General features: G+C 60.2%; 16 protein-coding genes and 2 tRNA genes. 17 read left to right on the top strand and 1 reads right to left on the bottom strand.

Going from position 1 to position 20,892, the window contains the following annotated elements:
- The first annotated feature begins 72 nt into the window (after window positions 1–72).
- The 7 genes from dnaK to ACWPW0_RS18450 all read left to right on the top strand — a co-directional run bounded on the left by dnaK (window position 73) and on the right by ACWPW0_RS18450 (window position 9,644).
- Entirely contained in the window at window positions 73–1,992 is a 1,920-nt protein-coding gene (dnaK, locus tag ACWPW0_RS18480) for a molecular chaperone DnaK (RefSeq protein WP_447593852.1), read from the top strand.
- 168 nt (window positions 1,993–2,160) lie between these two features.
- The gene (gene dnaJ, locus ACWPW0_RS18475; RefSeq protein WP_447593850.1) at window positions 2,161–3,291 is read left to right on the top strand and encodes a molecular chaperone DnaJ; all 1,131 of its coding nucleotides are present in this window, start codon (window positions 2,161–2,163) and stop codon (window positions 3,289–3,291) included.
- A gap of 79 nt (window positions 3,292–3,370) precedes the next feature.
- Entirely contained in the window at window positions 3,371–4,174 is an 804-nt protein-coding gene (dapB, locus tag ACWPW0_RS18470; RefSeq protein ID WP_454256118.1) for a 4-hydroxy-tetrahydrodipicolinate reductase, read from the top strand.
- A gap of 184 nt (window positions 4,175–4,358) precedes the next feature.
- A complete protein-coding gene (gene carA, locus ACWPW0_RS18465; protein WP_454256117.1) occupies window positions 4,359–5,495 on the top strand; it encodes a glutamine-hydrolyzing carbamoyl-phosphate synthase small subunit in 1,137 nt (378 codons plus the stop codon).
- Between the two features lie 36 nt (window positions 5,496–5,531).
- Complete coding sequence (gene carB / locus ACWPW0_RS18460; RefSeq protein ID WP_454256116.1) at window positions 5,532–8,753, top strand: carbamoyl-phosphate synthase large subunit; 3,222 nt, start codon at window positions 5,532–5,534, stop codon at window positions 8,751–8,753.
- The gene (greA, locus tag ACWPW0_RS18455) at window positions 8,750–9,226 is read left to right on the top strand and encodes a transcription elongation factor GreA (protein WP_447593843.1); all 477 of its coding nucleotides are present in this window, start codon (window positions 8,750–8,752) and stop codon (window positions 9,224–9,226) included. Before carB ends, greA begins: the two co-directional genes overlap by 4 nt.
- Complete coding sequence (locus ACWPW0_RS18450; RefSeq protein ID WP_454256115.1) at window positions 9,198–9,644, top strand: DUF4149 domain-containing protein; 447 nt, start codon at window positions 9,198–9,200, stop codon at window positions 9,642–9,644. Before greA ends, ACWPW0_RS18450 begins: the two co-directional genes overlap by 29 nt.
- A gap of 1 nt (window position 9,645) precedes the next feature.
- Here ACWPW0_RS18450 and yhbY read toward each other — a convergent pair whose 3' ends face one another.
- Window positions 9,646–9,957 carry a ribosome assembly RNA-binding protein YhbY gene (gene yhbY / locus ACWPW0_RS18445; RefSeq protein ID WP_454256114.1) on the bottom strand — a complete coding sequence of 104 codons (312 nt, stop codon included), beginning with the start codon at window positions 9,955–9,957 and terminating at the stop codon, window positions 9,646–9,648.
- A 629-nt stretch (window positions 9,958–10,586) separates the two neighbouring features.
- Between yhbY and ftsH the strand changes: the two genes are divergently transcribed.
- The 10 genes from ftsH to infB all read left to right on the top strand — a co-directional run bounded on the left by ftsH (window position 10,587) and on the right by infB (window position 20,851).
- Complete coding sequence (gene ftsH, locus ACWPW0_RS18440; protein WP_454256775.1) at window positions 10,587–12,494, top strand: ATP-dependent zinc metalloprotease FtsH; 1,908 nt, start codon at window positions 10,587–10,589, stop codon at window positions 12,492–12,494.
- A 10-nt stretch (window positions 12,495–12,504) separates the two neighbouring features.
- Window positions 12,505–13,356, top strand: a complete 852-nt coding sequence (folP, locus tag ACWPW0_RS18435; RefSeq protein ID WP_454256113.1) for a dihydropteroate synthase — start codon at window positions 12,505–12,507, stop codon at window positions 13,354–13,356.
- Window positions 13,357–13,373: 17 nt separating this feature from the next.
- The gene (gene glmM / locus ACWPW0_RS18430; RefSeq protein ID WP_454256112.1) at window positions 13,374–14,711 is read left to right on the top strand and encodes a phosphoglucosamine mutase; all 1,338 of its coding nucleotides are present in this window, start codon (window positions 13,374–13,376) and stop codon (window positions 14,709–14,711) included.
- Between the two features lie 63 nt (window positions 14,712–14,774).
- Window positions 14,775–15,530: a triose-phosphate isomerase gene (gene tpiA, locus ACWPW0_RS18425; RefSeq protein WP_454256111.1), complete on the top strand. Its 756-nt coding sequence runs from the start codon at window positions 14,775–14,777 to the stop codon at window positions 15,528–15,530.
- Between the two features lie 4 nt (window positions 15,531–15,534).
- Entirely contained in the window at window positions 15,535–15,918 is a 384-nt protein-coding gene (gene secG / locus ACWPW0_RS18420; RefSeq protein ID WP_447593834.1) for a preprotein translocase subunit SecG, read from the top strand.
- An 11-nt stretch (window positions 15,919–15,929) separates the two neighbouring features.
- Window positions 15,930–16,015 (top strand) — tRNA-Leu (locus ACWPW0_RS18415).
- Between the two features lie 96 nt (window positions 16,016–16,111).
- A tRNA-Met gene (locus ACWPW0_RS18410) sits at window positions 16,112–16,188 on the top strand.
- Between the two features lie 126 nt (window positions 16,189–16,314).
- Window positions 16,315–16,773 carry a ribosome maturation factor RimP gene (rimP, locus tag ACWPW0_RS18405; RefSeq protein WP_447593832.1) on the top strand — a complete coding sequence of 153 codons (459 nt, stop codon included), beginning with the start codon at window positions 16,315–16,317 and terminating at the stop codon, window positions 16,771–16,773.
- A 65-nt stretch (window positions 16,774–16,838) separates the two neighbouring features.
- Window positions 16,839–18,320, top strand: coding sequence for a transcription termination factor NusA (gene nusA / locus ACWPW0_RS18400; RefSeq protein WP_447593830.1), 1,482 nt, complete (start codon window positions 16,839–16,841; stop codon window positions 18,318–18,320).
- 26 nt (window positions 18,321–18,346) lie between these two features.
- On the top strand, window positions 18,347–20,851 hold the full coding sequence (gene infB / locus ACWPW0_RS18395; protein ID WP_454256110.1) for a translation initiation factor IF-2: 2,505 nt from the start codon (window positions 18,347–18,349) through the stop codon (window positions 20,849–20,851).
- The last annotated feature ends 41 nt before the right edge of the window (window positions 20,852–20,892 follow it).

Here is a 20,892-nt window from a genome sequence, read left to right as displayed (position 1 = left end):
TAGTCAAGCGAATCAAGCTGCGTGACCCAAGACATCGGGGCACGCCATAACCAAGTTTTGGAGAGAGTGAAAATGGGCAAAATCATCGGTATCGACCTGGGGACCACCAACTCCTGCGTCTCCATCCTGGAAAACGGTAGCGTCAAAGTCATCGAGAACGCCGAAGGCGCGCGTACCACGCCTTCGATCATCGCCTACGCCAACGATGGAGAGATCCTTGTTGGTCAGTCGGCCAAGCGCCAGGCTGTGACCAACCCGCACAACACGCTGTACGCGGTTAAGCGCCTGATTGGTCGCCGCTTCGACGAAGAAGTCGTGCAGAAAGACATTCAGATGGTGCCGTACAAAATCGCCAAGGCCGACAACGGTGACGCCTGGGTTGAGGTCAATGGCCAGAAAATGGCACCGCCGCAAATCAGTGCGGAAATCCTCAAGAAGATGAAGAAGACCGCCGAAGACTACCTCGGCGAAGCGGTGACCGAGGCGGTCATCACCGTACCGGCTTACTTCAACGACAGCCAGCGCCAGGCCACCAAAGACGCCGGCCGCATTGCCGGTCTGGACGTCAAACGCATCATCAACGAGCCGACTGCCGCTGCACTGGCCTACGGCATGGACAAGGCCAAGGGCGACCACACCGTGATCGTCTATGACCTGGGGGGTGGTACCTTCGACGTGTCGGTCATCGAGATCGCAGAGGTCGACGGCGAGCACCAGTTCGAAGTGTTGGCCACCAACGGTGACACCTTCCTCGGTGGTGAGGACTTCGACATCCGTCTGATCGACTACCTCGTCGACGAATTCAAGAAGGAAAGCGGCATCAACCTGAAAGGTGATCCGCTGGCCATGCAGCGCCTGAAAGAGTCGGCCGAGAAAGCCAAGATTGAGCTGTCCTCCAGCACCCAGACCGACGTCAACCTGCCGTACATCACGGCAGACGCTACCGGTCCGAAGCACCTGAACGTGAAGATCTCCCGTGCCAAGTTGGAATCGCTGGTTGAGGATCTGGTGCAGCGCACCATCGAGCCATGCCGTATCGCGCTGAAAGATGCCGGTATCGACGTTGGCGCGATCAACGATGTGATCCTGGTCGGTGGTCAGACCCGTATGCCGCTGGTACAGAAGGCAGTTACCGACTTCTTCGGCAAGGAAGCACGCAAGGACGTCAACCCGGACGAAGCCGTCGCCATGGGTGCGGCCATTCAAGGTGCGGTGCTGGCTGGTGATGTGAAGGACGTACTGCTGCTCGACGTCAGCCCGCTGACCCTGGGTATCGAAACCATGGGCGGCGTGATGACGGCGCTGATCGAGAAGAACACCACCATCCCGACCAAGAAGTCGCAGGTGTTCTCCACTGCCGATGACAACCAGGGCGCGGTGACCATCCACGTGCTGCAGGGTGAGCGTAAGCAAGCCGCGCAGAACAAGTCGCTGGGCAAGTTCGACCTGGCCGAGATTCCGCCGGCTCCGCGTGGCGTGCCGCAGATCGAGGTTACGTTCGACATCGACGCCAACGGTATCCTGCACGTGTCCGCCAAGGACAAGGCCACTGGCAAGAGCCAGTCCATCGTGATCAAGGCCAACTCCGGCCTGTCCGAGGATGAAATCCAGCAGATGGTGCGTGACGCCGAGGCCAATGCCGAGGAAGACCGCAAGTTCGAAGAGCTGGCGACCGCGCGTAACCAGGGCGATGGTCTGGTGCATGCCACTCGCAAGATGGTCACTGAGGCGGGCGACAAGGCAACTGCTGAAGAGAAAGCCGCCATCGAGAAAGCGCTGGGCGAGCTGGAGGCAGCGGTCAAGGGTGATGACAAGGCTGCTATCGAGGCCAAGATGACAGCCCTGTCCGAAGTGACCGCACCGCTGGCGCAGAAGCTGTACGCCGAGCAGCCGCAGTCGGGTGCTGCAGGTGCAGGTGCCGAAGAGGCGCCGCAGGACGCCGGTGACGACGTGGTCGACGCCGAGTTCGAAGAGGTCAAGGACAACAAGTAAGTCCCAGCCCCGCGGAGACGTGGGGTGTGCAGCAGGCCGCCAGGCGCGGTCGCTGCCTTCCGCTCTGGCCCGTTGCAGCTTGGCTGTGGCGGGCATGATCCGTCACGCGGGGGCTTGCCCCCGCGTTGGCGTGTCTGGGGGAGACGAATTCAGAGGTGTTGAAGGCATATGGCCAAACGTGACTATTACGAAGTGCTCGGCGTGGAGCGTGGCTCCAGTGAAGCCGAGCTGAAGAAAGCCTATCGCCGGCTGGCGATGAAGTATCACCCGGACCGCAATCCGGACGACAAGACAGCTGAAGAGCGCTTCAAGGAGGCTAATGAGGCCTATGAAGTGCTGTCCGATGCGAGCAAGCGCTCGGCCTATGACCAGTACGGTCATGCCGGGGTCGATCCGCAGATGGGCGGCGGTGCCGGTGGCTTTGGGGCCGGTGGTGCCAACTTCTCCGATATTTTCGGCGACGTGTTCAGTGACTTCTTTGGTGGCGGCCGCGGTGGTGGTCGTGGCGGCGCCCAGCGCGGCAGTGATCTGCGCTACACCCTCGAACTGGATCTGGAAGAGGCTGTGCGCGGGACCACCGTGACCATCCGCGTGCCGACCCTGGTCAACTGCAAGCCTTGCGATGGTACTGGCGCCAAGAAGGGCACTAGTCCAGTGACCTGTACCACCTGCGGCGGCATCGGCCAGGTGCGCATGCAGCAGGGCTTCTTCTCCGTGCAGCAGACCTGCCCGCGCTGCCATGGCAGCGGCAAGATGATCACCGACCCCTGTGGCTCGTGCCATGGCCAGGGCCGTGTGGAAGAAAGCAAGACCTTGTCGGTCAAGGTGCCGGCTGGTGTCGACAGTGGCGACCGTATTCGTCTGACCGGCGAGGGTGAGGCCGGCAGTCTGGGTGGTCCGGCTGGTGATCTCTATGTGGTGGTCAACGTGCGTGAGCACGCGATCTTCCAGCGCGATGGCAAGCACCTGTACTGCGAGGTGCCCATCAGCTTTGCCGACGCGGCGCTGGGTGGTGAGCTCGAAGTGCCAACGCTGGATGGTCGGGTCAAGTTGAAGATTCCGGAAGGCACTCAGACCGGTAAGCTGTTCCGCTTGCGTGGGAAGGGTGTGGCGCCGGTGCGTGGCGGTGGTGCGGGCGATCTGATGTGTCGGGTGGCGGTGGAAACGCCGGTCAACCTGAACAAGCGCCAGCGCGAGCTGCTAGACGAGTTCCGCAAGTCGCTGGAGGGCGACAGCTCTCACTCGCCCAAGGCCAGCGGCTGGTTCGATGGCGTGAAGCGCTTCTTCGGTGATATTTGAATGAAACTGCAGGCGGCCAGCCATGAGGCGTTATTGAGCGTGGTTTGTCGTCTGCGGCTCGTAGCTTGGAGCTGACGTGATGCGACGTATTGCAGTGATGGGCGCCGCCGGGCGCATGGGGAAGATCCTGATCGAGGCGGTCAGTCAGACCGAGGGTGCCGGCCTGACGGCGGCGATCGATCGTCCGGATAGCAGCCTGATTGGCGCCGATGCCGGCGAGCTGGCGGCGCTGGGGCGTATCGGTATCACCTTGTCGGATGACCTGAGCAAGGTGGTCGACGAATTCGATGTGCTGATCGACTTCACCCACCCCTCGGTCACGCTGAAGAACCTGGATGTCTGTCGTAAGGCGGGCAAGGCCATGATCATCGGCACCACCGGCTTTTCCGCTGAGGAGAAGCAGCGCCTGGCGGATGCGGCCAAGGACATTCCGATCGTCTTTGCGGCCAACTACAGCGTGGGCGTGAACCTGTGCCTGAAATTGCTCGATACCGCCGCGCGCGTGCTGGGCGACGAGGTCGATATCGAAATCATCGAGGCGCACCACCGGCACAAGGTCGACGCGCCATCCGGGACGGCGCTGCGCATGGGTGAGGTGGTGGCCAATGCCTTGGGGCGCGACCTGCAGAAGGTTGCCGTTTATGGGCGTGAGGGCCAGACCGGTGCTCGTGAGCGCGAGACCATTGGTTTTGCCACTGTGCGTGCTGGCGACGTGGTTGGTGATCACACTGTGCTGTTCGCCGCGGATGGCGAGCGTGTGGAGATCACTCACAAGGCATCCAGCCGCATGACCTTCGCCAAGGGGGCGGTGCGTGCAGCCATGTGGTTGGGTCAGCAGCCCGCAGGGCTGTATGACATGCAGGATGTGTTGGGGCTTAACTGAAATGCCTGAATGGTCCACCTTGGCTGTGGACCAAAAATGGCTTTTCCTGTAAGCTTCCTGCTTTAGTGTGTCCACTAAAAGTAGCGCAGAATGATTCAGATAAAAAAGCGGGGTGACGGTCATACGTCATCCCGCTTTTTTACAACCTGCGTTTGAGCAAGTTTCAGATCTAAGGGAGGTCTTCTTGACTAAGCCAGCCATACTCGCCCTTGCCGACGGCAGCATTTTCCGCGGTGACGCCATCGGGGCCGACGGCCATACAATTGGTGAGGTCGTGTTCAATACGGCCATGACCGGCTATCAGGAAATCCTCACCGATCCTTCCTATGCCCAGCAGCTCGTCACCCTGACTTATCCGCATATCGGCAACACCGGTACCACGCCCGAGGACGCCGAGTCGAATCGTGTCTGGGCTGCCGGCCTGATCATTCGCGACCTGCCACTGACTTCCAGCAACTGGCGCAACAAACAGCCGCTGGACGAGTACCTGAAGGAAAACGGTACTGTCGCCATCGCGGGCCTCGACACCCGCCGTCTGACCCGCATCCTGCGTGAGAAAGGCTCGCAGAATGGCTGCATCCTGGTGGGCGACGACGCTACCGAGGAAAAAGCTCTGGAGCTGGCGCGCAGCTTCCCTGGCCTCAAGGGCATGGACCTGGCCAAGGTCGTATCCGCGGCCGAGCGTTACGAGTGGCGCTCCAGTGTCTGGGAACTGAAGACGGACAGCCATCCGGAGATCGCCGCCAGCGAGTTGCCCTACCACGTGGTGGCCTATGACTACGGCGTCAAGCTGAACATCCTGCGCATGCTGGTCGCGCGCGGCTGTCGGCTGACCGTGGTGCCGGCGCAGACACCGGCCAGCGAGGTGCTGGCGCTCAACCCGGATGGTGTGTTCCTGTCCAACGGCCCTGGCGACCCCGAGCCGTGCGATTACGCGATCCAGGCGATCAAGGACCTGCTGGAAACCGAGCTGCCGATCTTCGGCATCTGCCTCGGCCATCAGTTGCTGGCCCTCGCTTCCGGTGCCAAGACCCTGAAAATGGGCCATGGCCATCACGGCGCCAACCACCCGGTTCAGGATCTCGACAGCGGTGTGGTGATGATCACCAGCCAGAACCACGGTTTTGCCGTGGACGAGGCGAGCCTGCCGGCCAACCTGCGTGCGACCCACAAGTCACTGTTCGACGGTTCCCTGCAGGGTATCGAGCGCACCGACAAGGCGGCCTTCAGCTTCCAGGGTCACCCGGAGGCGAGCCCCGGCCCGCACGACGTCGCGCCACTGTTCGACCGTTTTATCGAAGCCATGGCCAAGCGCCGCTAAGCCCGCCGACTGACCTACGGATTCGAGAGAGAGAAAATGCCAAAACGTACAGACATCAAAAGTATCCTGATCCTCGGCGCCGGCCCCATTGTCATCGGCCAGGCCTGCGAATTCGACTACTCCGGCGCGCAAGCGTGCAAGGCGCTGAAGGAGGAGGGCTACCGCGTCATCCTGGTGAACTCCAACCCGGCCACCATCATGACCGACCCGTCGATGGCCGACGCGACCTACATCGAACCGATCAAATGGGCCACCGTGGCCAAGATCATCGAGAAGGAGCGCCCTGATGCGCTGCTGCCGACCATGGGCGGGCAGACTGCGCTGAACTGCGCCCTCGACCTGGAAAAGCATGGCGTGCTGGAAAAGTTCGGCGTCGAGATGATCGGTGCCAACGCCGATACCATCGACAAGGCCGAAGACCGCTCGCGCTTCGACAAGGCGATGAAAGACATCGGCCTGGCCTGCCCGGTTTCCGGCATCGCGCACAACATGGAGGAAGCCTACGGTGTCCTCGACAAGGTCGGCTTTCCTTGCATCATCCGTCCGTCCTTCACCATGGGCGGCACCGGTGGCGGTATCGCCTACAACCGGGAAGAGTTCGAAGAAATCTGCGCCCGAGGCCTGGATCTGTCGCCGACCAGCGAGCTGCTGATCGACGAGTCGCTGATCGGCTGGAAGGAATATGAGATGGAGGTAGTCCGCGACAAGAAGGACAACTGCATCATCGTCTGCGCCATCGAAAACTTCGACCCCATGGGCGTGCACACCGGTGACTCAATCACCGTGGCCCCGGCCCAGACCCTGACCGACAAGGAATACCAGATCCTGCGTAACGCCTCCCTGGCGGTGCTGCGTGAAATTGGCGTGGAAACCGGCGGCTCCAACGTGCAGTTCGGCATCTGCCCGAACACCGGGCGCATGGTGGTGATCGAGATGAACCCGCGCGTGTCGCGTTCCTCGGCGCTGGCTTCCAAGGCCACTGGTTTCCCGATCGCCAAGATCGCCGCCAAGCTGGCCGTCGGCTACACCCTCGACGAACTCTCCAACGACATCACCGGTGGTCGTACCCCGGCGTCGTTCGAGCCGGCCATCGACTACGTTGTTACCAAGATCCCGCGTTTTGCCTTCGAGAAATTCCCGAAAGCCGATGCCCGCCTGACTACCCAGATGAAGTCTGTGGGTGAGGTCATGGCCATTGGTCGTACCTTCCAGGAGTCCCTGCAGAAAGCCCTGCGCGGCCTGGAAGTCGGCGTTGCAGGTTTCGACGAGAAGCTCGATCTGAACGACCCGGAAGCCGAGAGCACCCTGCGCCGCGAGTTGACCGTGCCGAGCGCCGACCGCATCTGGTATGTGGCCGATGCCTTCCGCGCAGGCAAGACCGTCGCGGAAATCTTCGAGCTGACCAATATCGACGAATGGTTCCTGGTGCAGATCGAGGACCTGATCAAGGACGAGGAGCGGGTCAAGACCCTCGGCCTGTCCAGCATCGACCGCGACGCCATGTTCAAGCTCAAGCGCAAGGGTTTCTCCGATGCGCGCCTGGCCAGGCTGCTCGGTGTGACCGAGAAGAACCTGCGCAGCCACCGCCACAAGCTGAAGGTGCTGCCGGTGTACAAGCGCGTCGACACCTGCGCCGCTGAATTCGCCACCGATACCGCCTACATGTACTCGACCTACGAGGAAGAGTGCGAGGCCAATCCGTCGACTCGCGACAAGATCATGATCCTCGGCGGCGGTCCGAACCGCATCGGTCAGGGCATTGAGTTTGACTACTGCTGCGTGCACGCGGCGCTGGCCATGCGTGAAGACGGGTACGAGACCATCATGGTCAACTGCAACCCGGAAACCGTCTCCACCGACTACGACACTTCCGACCGCCTGTATTTCGAGCCGGTGACCCTGGAAGACGTGCTGGAAATCGTCCGTGTCGAGCAGCCCAAGGGCGTGATCGTGCAGTACGGCGGCCAGACTCCGCTGAAGATCTGCCGCGCCCTGGAAGAGGCTGGCGTGCCGATCATTGGCACCAGCCCGGATGCCATCGACCGTGCCGAAGACCGCGAGCGCTTCCAGCAGATGGTGCAGCGTCTGGGGCTGCGTCAGCCGGCCAACGCTACCGCGCGCAGCGAAGATGAGGCCCTGGCCGCATCGAAGACCATCGGCTACCCGTTGGTGGTGCGTCCGTCCTACGTGTTGGGCGGTCGGGCGATGGAAATCGTCTACCAGGAAGAAGAGCTCAAGCGCTACATGCGCGAGGCGGTGAAGGTGTCCAATGACAGCCCGGTGCTGCTGGACCACTTCCTCAACTGCGCCATCGAAGTCGATGTCGATGCCGTCTGCGACGGCGAGAGCGTGGTAATTGGCGCGATCATGCAGCACATCGAGCAGGCCGGCGTGCACTCGGGTGACTCGGCGTGCTCGCTGCCGCCATACTCGCTGCCGGCGCATATCCAGGACGAGATCCGCGAACAGGTCAAGAAAATGGCCCTGGAGCTCGGGGTGGTCGGCCTGATGAACGTGCAGATGGCCGTGCAGGGCGAGGACATCTTCGTCATCGAAGTGAACCCGCGTGCGTCGCGTACCGTGCCGTTCGTGTCCAAGTGCGTGGGCGAGTCTCTGGCCAAGGTCGCGGCCCGGGTCATGGCTGGCAAATCGCTGGCCGAGGCTGGCTACAGCAAGGAAATAATCCCGCCGTACTTCAGCGTCAAGGAGGCGGTGTTCCCGTTCGCCAAGTTCCCAGGGGTTGACCCGATTCTCGGCCCAGAGATGAAGTCCACCGGTGAAGTCATGGGTGTGGGTGATACCTTCGGCGAGGCCTTCTCGAAGGCCCAGCTGGGTGCCAGCGAGATCCTGCCAAACTCCGGTTGCGCGTTCATCAGTGTGCGCGAGGATGACAAGCCATTCGTCGAGCAGGTCGCTCGCGATCTGATCGCCCTGGGCTTCGAGGTGGTCGCCACCGCCGGTACCGCGCGTGTGATCGAGGCTGCTGGCTTGCCGGTTCGTCGGGTGAACAAGGTGACCGAGGGTCGTCCGCACGTAGTCGACATGATCAAGAATGACGAGGTCACCCTGATCATCAACACTACCGAGGGGCGTCAGTCGATTGCTGACTCCTATTCCATTCGTCGTAACGCTCTGCAGCACAAGATCTACTGCACCACCACCATCGCGGCGGGGCAGGCGATCTGCGAGGCGCTCAAATTCGGTCCGGAAAAGGCCGTGCGCCGGCTGCAGGATCTGCATGCAGGAATCAAGGCATGATCAAGTACCCCATGACCGTCCAGGGCGCTCGCGCCCTGGAAGAAGAGCTGGCGCACCTGACCAAGGTCGTGCGGCCCAAGCTCAGCCAGGACATCGGCACCGCGCGCGAGCTGGGTGACCTCAAGGAAAACGCCGAATACCACGCTGCTCGTGAGCAGCAGGGTATGGTCGAGGCGCGTATCCGCGACATCGAAGGCCGCCTGCAGAACGCTGTGGTCATCGATGTCACGACCATTGCCCATACCGGCAAGGTGATCTTTGGCACCACCGTTGAGATCGCCAACGTCGAAACGGACGAAAGCGTCACTTACCAGATCGTTGGTGAGGATGAGGCCGATATCAAGCTGAGCAAGATCTCGGTGGGTTCGCCTATCGCCCGTGCCCTGGTTGGCAAGGAAGAAGGCGACGTGGTGGTGGTGAAAACCCCGAGTGGTCTGGTCGAGTATGAGATTGTCGAAGTCCGCCATCTCTAAGCATCCTTCAGGCGCAGCGCTGCTCAGCTGGAAGCTGGCCCAGACATTCTGGGTCGGCGGCCTGTGGGTGCTGTACTTCGCTGTGTTGCCAGGGTTGGGGCAGATTGGTCTGGCGCCGCTGCTGATTGAAGAGGTCAGTCTGACGCTGAGCCCGCTGCTGGTCGCCTTTGCGGCGTTCTGTGCGGTGCTGCAGTTGATGGTGCTGGCTCACGCCCAAGGTGTGCGAGGCCTGCTGCAGGATAGGCGCTGCCAGTTGCTACTGGCAGTGCTGGTGCTGGTGCTGGCGTACTTCGTGGTGCGCCAGTGGCAGCCGAACGCAGTGCGTTGGCTGTTGTTCAACTACCTGTTACTGGCGTTTACCGGGGTGTTGCTGATCGCCCAGCCGCTGCCTGGACAGCAGCGTATTGCAGAGGGCTGAATCAGCCCTGATAGCGGTGAACGTTGGACAGGTTCTTGTTCGGCTTGGGGTTCTTGCGGTAGACCAGTGCCATCTTGCCGATGATCTGCACCACTTCACAGCGGCCAATCTTGCTCAGTTCGTCGATCACGGCGCGACGGTCGTCGCGCTCGGTGATGCGGAACTGCACCTTGATCAGTTCATGATCGTTCAGCGCACGGTCCAGTTCGGCCTGCACGCCCTCGGTCAAACCGTTCTCTGCCACGATCAAGACCGGTTTGAGGTGGTGGCCGATGGATTTGAAGTGTTTCTTCTGCTCGTTGGTAAGCGCCATAATCTGAACCTGCGACTGGGAAACTGCCGGAAATGAAGCCTCGCCGATTGGCGTTTCGATGGCTGCGGAACACCGCACCATGCAGTTTCCTCAACCTTCCGCCTGATCTGGCTTCGTTTGCCGAGGGCTTCTGACTGTAAAAAGCGGCGTAGTGTACCCGAGCGTGTACAGCCTCGCCCAGATAATCACGATCATTGCGCTGGATGGCATTTCCGGTGTTGCTTCTATTTGGGATGGTTTCACTAGGGGGGAGCAAGCGCTTCTCGGCGCATCGATAACATTCGATGGGCCTTGTGATTTTCAATATGGCCCCCATATGGATGAAATAAGGATTTCAGTCCTGCGGGCCTCTATGTAAAGCGCTCGCAAGAGCGCGGAAGTGCGGACCCCTCTCGTCGAGCGGTTGCTCCTGCAAGCAGTACGTGCTCGCATGGGGCTTGCAAGGGGCCTAAACTGAAACTGTATGCGTCTGCGCAGGTCGGATTTGCCTGTGACAGGCTCATAAAGGGTTACAGACGACGCCTGCCTAGGGCAGGGTTGTGTAGTAAGTTAAGCGGGTATTTCTCCAGCCGTTTTGCGAAGCGCGTTTCAGGACGGGGCTCGCTTCAGAGGGTAGCTAATTGAACGATATGGCAAAGAACCTGATCCTGTGGCTGATCATCGCGGCCGTTCTGGTCACCGTGATGAACAACTTTTCTAGCCCCAGTGAGACCGGCAAGCTGAACTATTCCGAGTTCATCCAGCAGGTGCAGGAAGGCAAGGTCAGGCAAGTCACCGTGGATGGCTACATCATCAGCGGCAAGAGCTCCGACGGCACTACGTTCGAAACCGTGCGCCCCGCCATCGAAGACCGCGGCCTGATCAAGGACCTGATGGACAACAATGTCGAGATCGTCGGCAAGCAACCAGAGCGCCAGAGCATCTGGACTCAGTTGCTGGTAGCCAGCTTCCCGATTCTGGTGATCATCGCGGTGTTCATGTTCTTCATGCGCCAGATGCAGGGCGGTGCCGGCGGCAAAGGCGGGCCGATGAGCTTTGGCAAGAGCAAGGCGCGCCTGCTGTCCGAGGATCAGGTCAAGACCACGCTGGCTGACGTTGCAGGTTGCGATGAGGCCAAGGAGGAAGTGGGCGAGCTGGTCGAGTTCCTGCGCGATCCGGGCAAATTCCAGCGCCTCGGTGGCCGCATTCCCCGTGGCGTATTGATGGTCGGTCCACCCGGTACCGGCAAGACGCTGTTGGCCAAGGCCATCGCTGGTGAAGCCAAGGTGCCGTTCTTCACTATCTCCGGCTCCGACTTCGTCGAAATGTTCGTGGGTGTGGGTGCCAGTCGCGTGCGTGACATGTTTGAGCAGGCCAAGAAACACGCACCATGCATCATCTTCATCGATGAGATCGATGCAGTTGGTCGCCATCGGGGCGCCGGTCTCGGTGGCGGTCATGACGAGCGTGAGCAGACCCTCAACCAGTTGCTGGTGGAGATGGACGGCTTCGAGATGAACGATGGGATCATCGTCATCGCCGCGACCAACCGCCCTGACGTGCTTGACCCGGCGCTGCTGCGCCCGGGTCGCTTCGACCGTCAGGTGGTGGTCGGCTTGCCGGACATTCGCGGTCGTGAGCAGATTCTCAAGGTGCACATGCGCAAGGTGCCAATCGGCGATAACGTCGAGCCTGCTGTGATTGCTCGCGGTACACCGGGTTTCTCCGGTGCCGACCTGGCCAACCTGGTTAACGAGGCTTCGTTGTTCGCGGCGCGTGCCAGTAAGCGTCTGGTTGAGATGAAAGAGTTCGAGCTTGCCAAGGACAAGATCATGATGGGCGCCGAGCGCAAATCCATGGTTATGTCCGAGAAGGAGAAGCTCAATACCGCTTACCACGAGGCGGGGCACGCCATCGTTGGGCGTCTGGTGCCTGAACATGATCCGGTCTACAAGGTGTCGATCATTCCGCGCGGGCGGGCGCTGGGTGTGACCATGTTCCTTCCGGAGGAGGATCGTTACAGCCTGAGCAAGCGTGCGCTGATCAGTCAGATTTGCTCACTGTTTGGTGGTCGTATCGCCGAGGAGATGACGCTGGGCTTCGATGGTGTTACGACCGGCGCGTCCAACGACATCATGCGTGCCACGCAGATCGCCCGGAACATGGTGACCAAGTGGGGGCTCTCCGAGCGCCTGGGGCCGCTGATGTACGCCGAGGAAGAGGGTGAAGTGTTCCTGGGGCGCAGTGCCGGTAGTCAGCACACCAATGTTTCAGGTGAGACGGCCAAGGCCATCGATGAAGAGGTGCGCAGCATCATCGACGGTTGCTATGGCACGGCCAAGCGCTTGCTCGAGGAGAATCGTGACAAGTTGGACGTCATGGCTGATTGCCTGATGAAGTACGAGACCATCGATGCTGCGCAGATCGACGACATCATGGCTGGGCGTGAGCCGCGTGAGCCACGTGATTGGCAGGATGGTTCCGGTACACCGCCTGCGCCGAAAGAGCAGGTCGATCGCCCTGAGACGCCAATCGGTGGGCCGGCAGGCGAGCACTAATAGGTTCTTCATGACGTCTGTGCCGTACCCAACCCTGCTGCCCTTCGGCAGCAGGGTTCTCGATTTATCCCGTCCTCATGTGATGGGAATTCTGAATGTAACCCCTGACTCTTTTTCCGATGGCGGCCGCTTCGCTGCACGTGATGCGGCGTTGCGTCATGCCGCCGATATGGTGGCCGCTGGCGCTACCTTGGTGGATGTCGGTGGTGAGTCCACCCGACCAGGGGCGCGTCCGGTATCCCCGTTGGAGGAATTGGAGCGCGTGGCGCCTGTCGTTGAGGCGATTGTTGCCGAGTTGGATGTCGTCGTTTCTCTGGATACGTCCACGCCCGCGGTCATGCGCGAAGGTGCGAGACTGGGTGCGGGGTTGATCAATGATGTGCGGGCATTGCGACGCGATGGGGCATTGGAGGCTGCTGCGGATGCAGGGCTGCCTGTCTGTCTGATGCATATGTTGGGCGAGCCTGGAACCATGCAGTTGAATCCGCACTACGATGATGTAGTGGCGGAGGTGGGCGACTTTCTCGTCGAGCGGATGGCCGCCTGTGTTGCCGCGGGTATTCCTGAGGAGCGAGTGATACTCGATCCTGGCTTTGGGTTTGCCAAGCTGCTTGGGCACAACTTGAGCCTGTTCAAGCATCTTGAGCGTCTGCATGTGCTGGGGCGGCCTCTGTTGGTAGGCGTCTCGCGTAAAAGCATGGTAGGGCAGGCGCTCGGGCGTGAAGTCGGCCAGCGTTTGTATGGCAGCCTGGCGCTTGCTGCTTTGGCGGTTGGTAAAGGTGCCTGTATTCTGCGCGTACATGACGTGCCCGAGACGGTGGATGTCGTCCGGATGGTTGCGGCCGTAAGTGCGGCAGAATGAGAGGGTAGGGAGCAGGTATGAGCAGAAAATATTTCGGCACGGATGGTATTCGTGGCTATGTAGGGCAGTTTCCGATCACGCCGGACTTCATGCTCAAGCTCGGTTGGGCGGCGGGCATGGCCTTTCGCAAGCAGGGCAAGTGCAGGATTCTGATCGGCAAAGACACGCGTATTTCCGGTTATATGTTCGAGTCTGCCCTGGAGGCCGGTCTTTCTGCTGCAGGGGCCGATGTCATGCTTCTGGGGCCGATGCCTACGCCGGCTATCGCGTACCTGACGCGTACCTTTCAGGCCGAGGCGGGCATTGTCATCAGTGCTTCGCACAATCCGCACTACGACAACGGCATCAAGTTCTTCTCCGGCAAGGGCACCAAATTGCCGGATGAGGTCGAGCTGATGATTGAGGAGTTGCTCGATCAGCCGATGACCGTGGTCGAATCTGCTCAGTTGGGCAAGGTATCTCGCATCAACGATGCTGCAGGGCGCTATATCGAGTTCTGCAAGAGCAGCGTGCCAACCAGCACCAGTTTCGCTGGGCTCAAGCTGGTTCTCGATTGTGCCAATGGTGCGACCTATAAAGTGGCGCCCAGTGTGTTTCGTGAGCTTGGGGCGGATGTGACGACCCTGGCGGCGCAGCCCAATGGCCTGAATATCAATGACGATTGCGGCTCTACGCATGTCGCCGCGTTGCAGGCGGCGGTACTGGAGCAACAGGCTGATCTGGGTATTGCGTTTGATGGCGATGGCGACCGGGTCTTGATGGTCGATCATACCGGTGCCGTCGTCGATGGCGATGAGCTGCTCTATATCATTGCGCGTGACCTGCAGGCGCGTAACCGCTTGCAGGGCGGTGTAGTGGGCACCTTGATGAGTAATCTCGGTCTCGAGCTTGGGCTTGCCGAGCTGGGAATTCCCTTCGTTCGGGCCAAGGTTGGCGATCGTTATGTGATGGCTGAGTTGCAGGAGCGTGGTTGGCAGCTTGGTGGTGAAAATTCAGGGCATATCGTGTGCTTCCAGCACACTACAACGGGGGATGCGATCATTGCGGCCCTGCAGGTTCTGCTGGCGCTGGCGCGCAGTGAGTGCACGCTGGCTGAGGCGCGTCAGGGATTGCGTAAATGCCCGCAGACGCTGATCAATGTGCGTTTTGCTGGTGGTGTCGATCCGTTGGAGCATGCTGCAGTAAAAGATGCTTGCCAGCGAGTGACTGAGCGAATGGCGGGGCGCGGTCGGGTGTTGCTGCGCAAGTCGGGTACCGAGCCGCTGGTGCGTGTCATGGTCGAGGGTGATGACGAAGCGCAGGTGCGCAGCTATGCCGAAGAGCTGGCAGGTATTGTTACTGATGTCTGCGCCTGATTGCTTGCCAGTGCAGATGCTCTTGGGTAACATCTGCGCCCACTTTGATCGACGAGGTTCGGCATGCGTCGCCCCCTGGTAGCTGGTAACTGGAAAATGCACGGTACCCGCGCCAGTGTCGCAGAGCTGATCAAGGGCCTCCGTCAGTTGGCGTTGCCAAGTGGTGTCGAGGTGGCGGTATTGCCGCCCTGTTTGTATATCAATCAGGTCGTGACAGGTCTGGAAGGCAAGGCCATTGCCGTCGGTGCGCAGAATTGTGCTGTCGAGCCGATGCAGGGTGCATTGACGGGTGAGATATCGCCCAGTCAGTTGGCTGATGCGGGTTGCTCGCTGGTGCTGGTTGGTCACTCTGAACGTCGCCTGGTGCTCGGCGAGCGTGATGATGTGTTGAGTCGCAAGTTCGCGGCTGCGCAGTCATGCGGTCTGGTTCCTTTGTTGTGTGTGGGTGAGACGCTGGAGCAGCGGCAGGCAGGCAAAACCCTTGAGGTCGTTGCCGGGCAGCTGGGTAGCGTAATCGAAGAGTTGGGCGCAGGTGCTTTTGCGAAAGCGGTTGTTGCGTATGAGCCGGTCTGGGCTATTGGCACTGGATTGACGGCTACACCGCAGCAAGCGCAGGAAGTGCATGCTGCCATTCGCGCGCAGTTGTCGGCGGAAAATGCTGAAATTGCCCGCGGTGTTCGGATTTTGTACGGTGGCAGCGTAAAAGCGGCCAATGCTGTTGAATTGTTCGGCATGCCGGATATCGATGGGGGGCTCATTGGTGGGGCCTCCTTGAATGCAGATGAGTTTGGTGCGATCTGTCGCGCCGCGGGAAACTGAGAAGATGCTGGAAACAGTCGTAGTCGTTGTCCATCTGCTGGGTGCCATTAGTGTGGTGGCTCTAGTGTTGCTGCAGCAGGGTAAGGGTGCCGATGCTGGTGCTTCTTTTGGTGCGGGCGCCTCAGCTACCGTTTTTGGTAGTCAGGGTTCTGCTACCTTTCTGAGTCGTTTCACTGGTATACTCGCTGCGATTTTTTTCATTACCAGCTTGGGTTTAGCGTATTTTGCTAAAGAAAAAGCTGATATGATTGCTCAGGCAGGTTTGCCGGATCCGGCAGTGCTTGAAGTTAAAAAGGAAAAGCCGGTCGTCGAAGACGTTCCGGTGCTCGAAGAGCAAAAGCCGGAAGCAGATAATGCTGACGTGCCAGAGGCTCCGGAGCAGAAGTAACACCCGTTTTTGCCGAGGTGGTGGAATTGGTAGACACGCTACCTTGAGGTGGTAGTGGCCATAGGCTGTAGGGGTTCGAGTCCCCTCCTCGGTACCAAATCAAGAAAGCCCGCTAGATGCGGGCTTTCTTGTTGCTAAGGGCGTTTGGTTGACCCTGAGAGGGTACAGCCGTATACTCTCGGCCCAGCTTTGACGCGGGGTGGAGCAGTCTGGTAGCTCGTCGGGCTCATAACCCGAAGGTCGTTGGTTCAAATCCAGCCCCCGCAACCAGTTGTAGCCAAGCCCCTTTTCAGGGGCTTTTTGCTAGCTGGACAGTCCGCCGCCGGTTTTCGAGCGGCATGATGGATGGGCGTTTCGCCCATTTTTTATTTCTACGACATGCACGGAGGGGTTCAGGTGTCGAGCAAGCTAGAACAGTTGCAGGCCTTGTTGGCCCCGGTAGTGGAGTCGCTTGGCTACGAGTGCTGGGGCATCGAGTTCTTGTCTCAGGGGCGCCATTCCGTATTGCGCGTCTATATCGATCACGCCAACGGCATTCTGGTTGAGGATTGCGAGACGGTCAGTCGGCAGATCAGCGGTGTGCTGGATGTCGAGGACCCGATTACCAGTGAATACACCTTGGAGGTGTCGTCACCTGGGATGGACCGTCCGCTGTTCACTATCGAACAGTTCGCCAAACATGCCGGTGAACAAGTGAAGATCAAGCTGCGCTCGCCCTTTGAGGATCGACGCAACTTCCAAGGCCTCCTCCGCGGTGTGGAGGAGCAGGACGTGGTGGTGCTGGTGGATGACCACGAATACCTGTTGCCGATCGACCAGATCGACAAGGCCAATATTATCCCCCGTTTTGACTGAGGCGCGGATCCCGCGGAGTACGCGGATTGCGTGGATCCAATGGATTGCGAAAGGCGAGGCGTACGATGAGTAAAGAAGTACTGCTGGTTGTAGAGTCGGTATCCAATGAAAAGGGCGTACCGGCCGGTGTAATTTTCGAGGCGCTGGAGCTGGCTCTGGCGACAGCGACCAAAAAGCGTTTCGACGACGAGGTCGAGCTGCGTGTGGAAATCAATCGCCACACCGGCAACTATGAGACCTTCCGTCGCTGGACGGTGGTCGAAGACGAGGCGCTGGAAAATCCGGCAGCCGAACTGACTGTCGAGCAAGCCCAGGAACAGAAGCCGGGTGCCAAGGTCGGTGATTTCATTGAGGAGCCGGTCGAGTCGATCGAGTTCGGTCGCATCGCTGCACAGACCGCCAAGCAGGTCATCGTGCAGAAGGTTCGCGAAGCTGAGCGTGCTCAGGTCGTGGATGCCTACCGCGAGCGCGTGGGCGATATCATTTTTGGTACCGTGAAGAAGGTGACGCGTGACAGCGTGATCGTCGATCTCGGCAACAACGCTGAAGCGCTGCTGGCCCGTGAAGACATCATCCCGCGCGAGACTTTCCGTGTCGGAGCACGCGTTCGTGCGCTGCTCAAGGAAATTCGCACCGAGAATCGCGGTCCGCAGCTGATCCTGTCGCGCACCGCGCCGCAGATGCTGATCGAGCTGTTCCGCATCGAAGTGCCAGAAATTGCCGAAGAGCTGATCGAAGTGATGGCTGCATCCCGCGACCCGGGTTCGCGTGCCAAGATCGCCGTTCGCTCCAAAGACAAACGCATCGACCCGCAGGGCGCGTGCATCGGTATGCGCGGTTCGCGTGTACAGGCCGTATCCGGTGAGCTGGGCGGTGAGCGTGTCGATATCGTCCTGTGGGACGAGAACCCGGCACAGTTCGTCATCAACGGCATGGCGCCGGCCGAAGTCGCGGCAATCATCGTTGATGAAGATGCCCACGCAATGGATATCGCGGTTGCTGAAGACAACCTGGCCCAGGCCATTGGCCGTGGTGGTCAGAACGTGCGCCTGGCCAGCCAGTTGACCGGCTGGACGCTGAACGTGATGACTGAGGCCGATATTCAGGCCAAGCAACAGGCCGAGACCGGCGACATCCTGCAGAACTTCATCGACGAGCTGGAAGTCGACGAGGAGCTGGCTCAGGTGCTGGTCGAAGAGGGCTTTACCAGCCTGGAGGAAATTGCCTATGTCCCGATGGAAGAAATGCTCAGCATCGACGGCTTTGACGAAGAAATCGTCACTGAGCTGCGTGCCCGCGCTAAAGACCGTCTGTTGACCAAGGCCATCGCCAACGAAGAGAAGCTGGCCGATGCCCAGCCTGCCGAGGACCTGTTGTCCCTGGAAGGCATGGACAAGGACCTGGCGCAAGAACTGGCGGTACGCGGCGTAATTACCCGCGAAGACCTGGCCGAGCAGTCGATTGACGACTTGCTCGACATCGACGGCATCGACGAAGAGCGTGCCGGCAAGCTGATCATGGCCGCCCGAGCCCATTGGTTCGAGTAAGTTTTACGGCCTGAGGAGAGAAATGCATGTCGCAAGTCACGGTGAAAGAACTGGCCCAAGTGGTCGACACACCGGTAGAGCGCCTGCTGCAGCAGATGCGTGAGGCGGGTCTGCCGCACACCAGTGCCGAGCAAGTTGTGACCGATAACGAGAAGCAGGCGTTGCTTGCCCATCTCAAGAGCAGCCACGGCGAGAAGGTGGAAGAGCCGCGCAAGATCACCTTGCAGCGCAAGACCACCACTACCCTGAAAGTCGCTGGTAGCAAGACCATCAGCGTTGAAGTGCGTAAGAAGAAAACGTACGTCAAGCGCAGCCCCGACGAGATCGAGGCGGAGAAACAGCGCGAGCTGGAAGAGCAGCGTGCCGCTGAAGAGGCCGCTCGCCTGAAAGCCGAGCAGGAAGCAGCTGCCCGTCGTGCGGAAGAAGAGGCCCGTAAGCAGCCAGAAGCCGCCAAGGCTGAAGAGCCTGCTGTTGAGGCGCCTGCAGCTCCTGTTGTCGCACCAGTGGATGTACAGCCGGTCATCGATCCTGCTGCCGCCGAGCGCAAGAAAGAAGAGCCGCGTCGCCCAGAGAAAGCGCGTACCGATGACGACGAGCGTCGTGATCGCAAGCATGCGCAACATCGCCCTTCGCTCAAAGAGAAGGAAAAGGCGCCTGCTCCGCGTGTTGCCCCGCGCAGCACCGACGAGGAAACCGATGGTTTCCGTCGCGGTGGTCGCGGCAAAGGCAAGTTGAAGAAGCGTAATCAGCACGGGTTCCAGAGCCCGACAGGACCCGTAGTGCGCGATGTGTCGATTGGTGAAACCATCACCGTAGCCGATCTGGCTGCTCAGATGTCGGTCAAGGGCGCTGAAGTCGTCAAGTTCATGTTCAAGATGGGCACCCCGGTGACCATCAACCAGGTACTGGATCAGGAAACTGCCCAGCTGATCGCCGAAGAGCTGGGCCATAAGGTCAAGCTGGTCAGCGACAATGCGCTGGAAGACTCCCTGGCCGAATCCCTGAAGTTCGAAGGTGAGGCGTTCTCCCGCGCGCCGGTCGTGACCGTAATGGGCCACGTTGACCACGGTAAGACCTCGCTGCTCGACTACATTCGTCGTGCCAAAGTGGCCTCCGGTGAAGCCGGTGGCATCACCCAGCACATTGGTGCCTACCACGTTGAAACCGAGCGCGGCATGGTTACCTTCCTCGACACTCCGGGCCACGCCGCGTTTACCGCCATGCGTGCCCGTGGTGCCAAGGCGACCGATATCGTCATCCTGGTGGTGGCAGCGGACGACGGCGTGATGCCGCAGACCCAGGAAGCCGTACAGCATGCGAAAGCTGCTGGCGTGCCGATCGTGGTCGCGGTGAACAAGATCGATAAGCCGGATGCCAACCCGGACAACATCAAGAACGGCCTGGCCGCGCTGGATGTAATCCCGGAAGAGTGGGGCGGTGATGCACCTTACGTGCATGTCTCGGCCAAGATGGGTACCGGTGTTGACGAACTGCTCGAAGCAGTTCTGCTGCAAGCCGAAGTCCTCGAGCTCAAGGCCACTCCGTCGGCCCCGGGCCGTGGTGTAGTCGTCGAATCGCGCCTGGACAAGGGCCGTGGCCCGGTGGCCACCGTGCTGGTTCAAGACGGTACCCTGCGCCAGGGCGACATGGTGCTGGTCGGCGTCAACTATGGCCGCGTGCGCGCCATGCTTGACGAGAATGGCAAGCCAATCAAGGAAGCGGGTCCGTCGATCCCGGTCGAGATCCTCGGCCTGGATGGTACGCCGGATGCCGGTGACGACATGACCGTGGTTGCCGACGAGAAGAAGGCGCGCGAAGTCGCCCTGTTCCGTCAAGGCAAGTTCCGCGAAGTCAAACTGGCTCGTGCTCACGCCGGCAAGCTGGAAAATATCTTCGAGAACATGGGGCAGGAAGAGAAGAAGACGCTCAACATCGTCCTCAAATCCGATGTCCGTGGTTCGTTGGAAGCGCTGCAGGGCTCGCTCAGCGGCCTGGGTAACGACGAAGTGCAAGTGCGCGTTGTCGGTGGCGGTGTCGGTGGTATCACCGAGTCCGACGCCAACCTGGCGCTGGCGTCCAACGCGGTGCTGTTCGGTTTCAACGTGCGTGCCGATGCAGGCGCCCGCAAGATCGTCGAAGCCGAAGGTCTGGATATGCGTTATTACAACGTGATCTACGACATCATCGAAGACGTCAAGAAAGCACTCACCGGTATGCTCGGCAGCGATGTTCGCGAGAACATCCTGGGTATCGCTGAAGTCCGTGACGTATTCCGTTCGCCGAAGTTCGGTGCGGTTGCTGGTTGCATGGTGGTTGAAGGCAACGTTTTCCGTAACCGTCCGATCCGCGTACTGCGTGAAGACGTGGTGATCTTCGAAGGCGAGCTGGAGTCCCTGCGTCGCTTCAAGGACGACGTCTCCGAAGTGCGTGCCGGCATGGAATGCGGTATCGGCGTGAAGAGCTACAACGACGTCAAGGTCGGCGACAAGATCGAAGTGTTCGAGAAGGTCCAGGTGGCTCGTACGCTCTAACGCGCGAGTTGCAACACGCAACGCCCGGCCCCGCACTGCGC

The organism is Pseudomonas sp. Marseille-Q8238, assembly GCF_965111915.1.
Note: the sequence above shows the minus strand (reverse complement) of the source record. Positions and strands in the feature narration are given on the sequence as shown.

What these genes read in the sequence shown, in the direction of transcription:
- dnaK (WP_447593852.1), top strand. Translation starts at nt 73, where the DNA reads ATGGGCAAAATCATCGGTATCGACCTGGGGACCACCAACTCCTGCGTC.
- dnaJ (WP_447593850.1), top strand. Translation starts at nt 2,161, where the DNA reads ATGGCCAAACGTGACTATTACGAAGTGCTCGGCGTGGAGCGTGGCTCC.
- dapB (WP_454256118.1), top strand. Translation starts at nt 3,371, where the DNA reads ATGCGACGTATTGCAGTGATGGGCGCCGCCGGGCGCATGGGGAAGATC.
- carB (WP_454256116.1), top strand. Translation starts at nt 5,532, where the DNA reads ATGCCAAAACGTACAGACATCAAAAGTATCCTGATCCTCGGCGCCGGC.
- greA (WP_447593843.1), top strand. Translation starts at nt 8,750, where the DNA reads ATGATCAAGTACCCCATGACCGTCCAGGGCGCTCGCGCCCTGGAAGAA.
- ACWPW0_RS18450 (WP_454256115.1), top strand. Translation starts at nt 9,198, where the DNA reads ATGAGATTGTCGAAGTCCGCCATCTCTAAGCATCCTTCAGGCGCAGCG.
- yhbY (WP_454256114.1), bottom strand. Translation starts at nt 9,957, where the DNA reads ATGGCGCTTACCAACGAGCAGAAGAAACACTTCAAATCCATCGGCCAC.
- ftsH (WP_454256775.1), top strand. Translation starts at nt 10,587, where the DNA reads ATGGCAAAGAACCTGATCCTGTGGCTGATCATCGCGGCCGTTCTGGTC.
- folP (WP_454256113.1), top strand. Translation starts at nt 12,505, where the DNA reads ATGACGTCTGTGCCGTACCCAACCCTGCTGCCCTTCGGCAGCAGGGTT.
- glmM (WP_454256112.1), top strand. Translation starts at nt 13,374, where the DNA reads ATGAGCAGAAAATATTTCGGCACGGATGGTATTCGTGGCTATGTAGGG.
- tpiA (WP_454256111.1), top strand. Translation starts at nt 14,775, where the DNA reads ATGCGTCGCCCCCTGGTAGCTGGTAACTGGAAAATGCACGGTACCCGC.
- secG (WP_447593834.1), top strand. Translation starts at nt 15,535, where the DNA reads ATGCTGGAAACAGTCGTAGTCGTTGTCCATCTGCTGGGTGCCATTAGT.
- nusA (WP_447593830.1), top strand. Translation starts at nt 16,839, where the DNA reads ATGAGTAAAGAAGTACTGCTGGTTGTAGAGTCGGTATCCAATGAAAAG.
- infB (WP_454256110.1), top strand. Translation starts at nt 18,347, where the DNA reads ATGTCGCAAGTCACGGTGAAAGAACTGGCCCAAGTGGTCGACACACCG.